General features: G+C 62.9%; 9 protein-coding genes. All 9 read right to left on the bottom strand.

Features of this window, described 5'->3' with window-relative positions; translation table 11 throughout:
• Window positions 1-290: 290 nt before the first annotated feature.
• The 9 genes from L810_RS42760 to L810_RS49540 all read right to left on the bottom strand — a co-directional run bounded on the left by L810_RS42760 (window position 291) and on the right by L810_RS49540 (window position 5,201).
• Complete coding sequence (locus L810_RS42760) at window positions 291-479, bottom strand: DUF6900 domain-containing protein (RefSeq protein WP_021164311.1); 189 nt, start codon at window positions 477-479, stop codon at window positions 291-293.
• A 2-nt stretch (window positions 480-481) separates the two neighbouring features.
• Window positions 482-649: a hypothetical protein gene (locus L810_RS47965; protein WP_021164310.1), complete on the bottom strand. Its 168-nt coding sequence runs from the start codon at window positions 647-649 to the stop codon at window positions 482-484.
• A gap of 278 nt (window positions 650-927) precedes the next feature.
• On the bottom strand, window positions 928-1,434 hold the full coding sequence (locus L810_RS42755; RefSeq protein WP_021164308.1) for a hypothetical protein: 507 nt from the start codon (window positions 1,432-1,434) through the stop codon (window positions 928-930).
• 23 nt (window positions 1,435-1,457) lie between these two features.
• The gene (locus L810_RS42750; RefSeq protein WP_021164307.1) at window positions 1,458-2,111 is read right to left on the bottom strand and encodes a DNA methyltransferase; all 654 of its coding nucleotides are present in this window, start codon (window positions 2,109-2,111) and stop codon (window positions 1,458-1,460) included.
• 457 nt (window positions 2,112-2,568) lie between these two features.
• Window positions 2,569-3,030, bottom strand: coding sequence for a hypothetical protein (locus L810_RS42745; protein ID WP_049030546.1), 462 nt, complete (start codon window positions 3,028-3,030; stop codon window positions 2,569-2,571).
• Between the two features lie 109 nt (window positions 3,031-3,139).
• Window positions 3,140-3,421 (bottom strand): hypothetical protein, encoded by a 282-nt coding sequence (locus L810_RS42740; RefSeq protein ID WP_042978391.1) that lies wholly within the window; start codon window positions 3,419-3,421, stop codon window positions 3,140-3,142.
• Window positions 3,422-3,443: 22 nt separating this feature from the next.
• A complete protein-coding gene (locus L810_RS42735) occupies window positions 3,444-4,109 on the bottom strand; it encodes an LPD29 domain-containing protein (protein WP_042978390.1) in 666 nt (221 codons plus the stop codon).
• A 72-nt stretch (window positions 4,110-4,181) separates the two neighbouring features.
• Window positions 4,182-5,009: a DUF932 domain-containing protein gene (locus L810_RS42730; protein WP_021164304.1), complete on the bottom strand. Its 828-nt coding sequence runs from the start codon at window positions 5,007-5,009 to the stop codon at window positions 4,182-4,184.
• 60 nt (window positions 5,010-5,069) lie between these two features.
• Complete coding sequence (locus tag L810_RS49540; protein ID WP_006493590.1) at window positions 5,070-5,201, bottom strand: hypothetical protein; 132 nt, start codon at window positions 5,199-5,201, stop codon at window positions 5,070-5,072.
• Between the last annotated feature and the right edge of the window lie 52 nt (window positions 5,202-5,253).

Genomic DNA, 5,253 nt, shown 5'->3' with positions numbered 1-5,253 from the left:
CGCGGCACCTTGTGTGCCTGGCGGAGCCGGGCGCGCAAGGTGCCGCGCGCCGGCTGGCGAAGAGGAAAGGGCCGAGATCTCGCCTCGAGGCGGCGGCCGCTGCTCCCGCCGCCCGCCCCGGCCGCTCGATGCGGGCGGGGTGGGCTCGCCCCGAACCGGTGGTACAGGCTGCGGTACACAAACTGGCAATCGTGTACCACTGGGCGCCCAGGGCTGCAGGCCCGGGCGAGTAGTGGAACAAGGTGAGCTGCGATTGCCGCCGGCACCAGGCGGGCGCCGGCGGCCGCTCGCTATTTCGCCGAGTTCCGTAGCCCGTGCACGACGCCGGCGTTGTATGCCGCGATCAGGGCGGTACGGATGCACCACACGGCGCAATCGTGAAAATCCAGGCGATCGCGATAACGGGTCTTGAGCGTCTCGATATGCAGGTGCTCCCGCGCGATCGCCGTAAGGAGCGCTTCGAATTCGGCTTTCTTCAAGGTCAGTCCCTCCGCACGCCCTGGCCGATCTCGAACGCGTCACGTAACGCGTGGATGAGTTCGCCCACCGTCATAGTCACTCTGTCGCCGTCATCGGTCCCGGTCATGCGTGGGCCGAAATGTTTGTCGGCGATCGCGCACAGCAAATGCTTGATGTAGAAGAGCTGCATTGTCTTTCCTCATGTTCGGACGGGGCCGCGGGGAGCGGCCTCCGGATATACAGGACGACTACTTGACGGAGCGTCCGCATTCGAACGCTTCACGCAACGCGTATCGCAGGGAGGTAACGCAAACCTCGATTTCGGTTTCCGCGTTCCAGAAGACCTGGATTTCCTCGCCGAATGATCTTTGTGCGATCGTCGCCAACAACACTTCAATTTGATACTCAACCATGATTGACCTTTAACGTTCGTCGAGCCGGCCGCCCTCGGCGGCCGGCGTCGCGTGATCAGGAAAGCTGCACAGCACCGCAGTTCTCGGCCAGGCAGAACGCGAAATACCAATTTCGGTAAAGTTCGGCGAACAGGTGATCGCAATTGGCGTCGATTGCCCCAAGGAATCGGCTGAAATCGTCGGCCAGCTTTGCGGAAGTCCGCGATCCGATCGTTCCGGACGTGAGCGAGAAATCGATCAGCTCCTTGAACGGGCCGTCCGTTGCTGCGATCGCGCCGTTCGTATGGCAGATTCGCGCGGCGCCGATCGAGATCGCCGGGTAATCGGCGAGCTCGGCCAGGCGCTCGCGGAAAATGTCGTGCATGACGTAAGTACCGGCGCTGAATTCGAACGAATTCCGGTACCGATAGATACGCGCCATGTCCAGGTCGCTTGCGCGGTGCGGGAACCGCACCGCGGCGTCCAGACGGACGCAAAACACGTCGACAGGGTCGCCGTTTTCGTTCGTGCGGGGATGGTCAAGCTGCTCGAGACCGGAATAGGCTGAAACGATCAGTCGCATGATAAATATCCTCTGGTCGGGGCTTAGGCGGCGGCCAACGCGGCGCCGGCGACAGGCGCCGTCAGGCGCGCCTTGGCGGCCGCAAAGTAGGTCGCGTCCAGTTCGATGCCGATATAGCGGCGGCCGAGCTCGCGCGCGGCGACGCAGGTCGAGCCGGAACCGGCGAACGGATCAAGTACGGTGTCGCCTGGCTGCGTAAATGCGGAAATGAGTGTGCGCAGCGCGGCGACCGGCTTTTCGGTCGGATGGTGGCGATTGCCGCTGTACGGAAACGGCATGACGTCGGCGATCGGCGCCGCCGGCGTCGCGGGCCGCCCCTTGGCGAGCAGGTAGGCCGATTCGTGCTGGTACTTCACCAGGCCGGCCTTGGACGCGTAGGACTTCGTGAAGACGAAGTGGCCGGCGACGCGAAAGCCGGCGGCCTTCCAGGCGTCGAAAAACAGGTCGACCTTGTTCCAGCCGTAGAACGAAATGCATACCGCGTCGCGCTTTAAGACGCGGAACATTTCGGCAAACGCCGGCGCCAGCCAGTCGCCGTTCACGTCGTTCGCGATCGAGCGGCCGCTCCGATCGCGAAAATTCACCAGGTAAGGCGGGTCCGTCACGATGCAGTCGACGGATTCGGGGGCGAGTTTGGGCATGGCGACCAGGCAGTCGCCGTTGTACAAATAGCTCACGGTCAGCTCCTCAGAGTTGAGATAGGGGCAGCCGGAGCACAGCCAGAACGATCTGGCTCGCAAACCGTGCTACCCGGAGCTGGCGAGCGCCCGCCGGAGAATGGCGGGCAAGGGGACCGTGGAATACCGGAGTGCGCGAAGCGCGCGAGGATATGCCGCGAAAGCCCCTTGCAGGAGCAGGGCGCCGTGCGACACTCGTCGCGCGCGGCGCAATGGTCCGTCCGCCAGGCTACGGCGGGCGAACGTGGGCTCCGGGTTGAAAGGTCGACTGCAGGGATGAGGCAAGGGCATCGACCGTAGCCTGTGCGCTGGGCCGGCGAGTGGTGTTGCGTCACGGACATGAGCGCCACGGCGGTCGCAGATCGCCGAGCGCGATCACGATTTCAGTGGCGCGGCCGCGAAAGCGGCCGCCGCGCGAATTCGGGAGGAGAGTAATCAGCTCCCGACCGCCGTGAAATCAGAACAGCGGCAGCTGCTGCGCCTCGACGCGAGCAGCGGGATGTTGGGCATCGATGTCCGTCGAGAGCAACGCGAGCGCCACCAGCTCGAGATCTTCCTTGCTCGCGTCGGATGGCCCGTCTGCACGCACCGTGGCACCTGCCGCACAAATCTGCTCAAACTCCGCACGCGAATCTGCCAAAAGCGCGCGTTTTGCATGCTCGGGGAGCAAACACGTGACAGACGCGTAGCATCCGTCGAAGAATCGCTTGACAGCGTAGCGTTCGCCACTGCCGTGCATCGGGCGGTAGACGGTCAGGTCGATGCATTCTTTGCCTCGTAGCCGGTTGCTCCAGCTCACGGGCCCGCAGGGCACTAACCCGACTTCGGCCGCTATCCTTGCCCCTTTCGCGACGAGATCGACGTGCGCTCGATTGACGGTACAGTGCAAGTTCGGCATCTTCAGGAAAGGCTGTTCCATCACGTGGTCCTGATCGTGCATGAGCGGCCGACCCCAACGGCCGACCGTCCACAAGTTTCGAATTCGAGCGAAGATCGCCGGTACTCGATTTCCGGCGATCGACTCCAGGTCAATGCCCCTCGACGGTTCTCTGGCGCCACCCTTGTACGTCACTCATCTCGACAAGGTTGAATGGGGTCTCACCATCCGGCTCGACGCCAGGGTTCGCGAGGATCACGCGCAATGCCTCCTCATCACTCAGACCTGCGAGCGCCGTCAAAAGCCTATTCCGACCGGCTTTGGTAGCACGGGCCCATTGGCTTCCATCCTCGTCGTCAGAATCCGGCATGGTGCGCAACTGGAGGCTGTAAGCGCGAGCTGCGTCGGTCGCAGCGATCTCGATCGTGGTCATGTTTCTATCCTCGCTCTCGTGGTCAGTGGACGTCTCGGCGCACGAAGAGACGTGCGCCCGTGATGGAGCGGGGAAAGCCGTGAGCGTCGGTGGTTTCCGCGAGCAATGCATCGACGTCCACCTGTACGTTTGATCCCGATCGACGGCCGCCGGTCCGATGCACCCCGATGACCTCGACCAGCTGCAGGCGGCCGGCTCGGTAATCGTCGACCGTCATCATGGCGCGAACGTCCGGTGCCAGGAGATCTGCGTAGCGCAACGCGAGACGCTCCAGCACCTGTGCGATCGCGCGATCGCTGAACCGGCGCGACAACGTGATCCGATCCGCAGCCAGATGGACTGTGAGACGGCCGGACGACGTCAGCATAAAGTGCTCGACGCGCTCGACCTTGCCACCGTTGGCAAGGCGCGTCGCCTGCAGCGGCAACACGAGCCGCGCGACCTGCAGGTCGCGGGGGCCGTCCACCCAGTCGATCGTCAACTGCGATCCGTTCCCGCGTTTCGTAACCGTGATCGCGAAAGACGTCGCGGGAAACGCCTCGTGCAGGATTGTTTGCACCAACTGCACGGTCTCGATGAGCGTCAGTGTGTCGGCCAGAACGGCGGCATGCGTGGCGGCGTCTGGACTGGTCCGTGTACGCGCTGCTTCGGTGGAACGGGAGCTGCGGTTTTCTGTGGTAAGCATCATGATCGACCTCGATAGAAATGGAACACGACAACGTTCGGTAAGGCGCCGGCGGATAGCGCCGGCGCATTCGGGTTAGCCCTTCAGCTTGCGCATCTCTTCTGCGAGCACCCACATGGCGCGATTGAGGCGGAGATCCTGATCGATGCCGGTCACACTGCGTGTCGACGTCCGGCGGCCAGCCGCGGACCGACCACGCAGCCCACCCTTGATCACGTTCTCCTGAACACGCTGGAACGTGGTCCAGAGATCGGGGCGGGTGTCTTCGGTGCGACGCGCGTGGAGCAGTTGGGTCTCGGTGACCGGTGCCGGTGCTTCGGTCACGTCATACCGGAGAGCCAGCACAGAGCGTGCGAAAGCCTGCTGTTCGCCTTCGTCGAGCTGCACGGCCTCCATCCCTTCCTTGCACTCACGGATCAGGTCGAAGCCGTCGAGCACCTCGTGCGCACCATTAACGACGTGATCCACTACGTCCCCTTTGTGCGGTACGCGGATGTCGTGCGTCGTGTCACCCCACACCAGCCCGTTCTGGCAAACGAAGCGGAAGTAGCCCCCCAACATCTGGTAGCTGCTTGAGCCGTCATGCGAATTCAGGAGGATGATTTCCGGCGTTTCCGGGGAAGCGACCTGAGACGCGTGGCGCAGGCGCAGCATGTGCTTCGTATGCTGGCGTTTCGCGTCGACGCGCACTCGGGTTTGGCAGACCATGAAGGGCTGGAACCCTTCGGTCCGCAGCTTCGTGAGGATCTCGATGGTCGGGATGTAGGTGTAGCGGTCGGAACGTGAGTCATGCTTGTCGGCGGCGAAGATCGACGGCGCGACCGCACGAATTTGATCGTCGGTAAGGGGCGAAGTGGAGCGAACGATCGGGGCGCTGTTGCCAAACTTGGTTGCGAGTTTCATGGCTTTCTCCGTTGAAGATTCAGTTTTTGATGCGAGGCGTCAGGCGTTCGCTGGTGTCCGTCAACACCAGACAACGTGGTCGTAAGCGACGGTGCGTCGGTAGTAGTTCCGGCCATCCCACGGCGTGTACGTGTATTCCATGTACGCACAGTGCAGGACTACTATCCAATGGTGCAGTCGGTTCGTTTCCATCGTGACCTCCATCTGCGGTTGGTTTGCATTTCAGGCCGACCGGGACCCAAGA

The organism is Burkholderia sp. AU4i (genome assembly GCF_000466765.1).
Taxonomy (GTDB): Bacteria; Pseudomonadota; Gammaproteobacteria; order Burkholderiales; family Burkholderiaceae; genus Burkholderia; species Burkholderia cepacia.
The sequence above is the reverse complement of the archived record's forward strand: the minus strand, read 5'-3'. Positions and strand labels throughout refer to the sequence as shown.

What these genes read in the sequence shown, in the direction of transcription:
- L810_RS47965 (WP_021164310.1), bottom strand. Translation starts at nt 649, where the DNA reads ATGCAGCTCTTCTACATCAAGCATTTGCTGTGCGCGATCGCCGACAAA.
- L810_RS42755 (WP_021164308.1), bottom strand. Translation starts at nt 1,434, where the DNA reads ATGCGACTGATCGTTTCAGCCTATTCCGGTCTCGAGCAGCTTGACCAT.
- L810_RS42745 (WP_049030546.1), bottom strand. Translation starts at nt 3,030, where the DNA reads ATGGAACAGCCTTTCCTGAAGATGCCGAACTTGCACTGTACCGTCAAT.
- L810_RS42740 (WP_042978391.1), bottom strand. Translation starts at nt 3,421, where the DNA reads ATGACCACGATCGAGATCGCTGCGACCGACGCAGCTCGCGCTTACAGC.
- L810_RS42735 (WP_042978390.1), bottom strand. Translation starts at nt 4,109, where the DNA reads ATGATGCTTACCACAGAAAACCGCAGCTCCCGTTCCACCGAAGCAGCG.
- L810_RS42730 (WP_021164304.1), bottom strand. Translation starts at nt 5,009, where the DNA reads ATGAAACTCGCAACCAAGTTTGGCAACAGCGCCCCGATCGTTCGCTCC.
- L810_RS49540 (WP_006493590.1), bottom strand. Translation starts at nt 5,201, where the DNA reads ATGGAAACGAACCGACTGCACCATTGGATAGTAGTCCTGCACTGTGCG.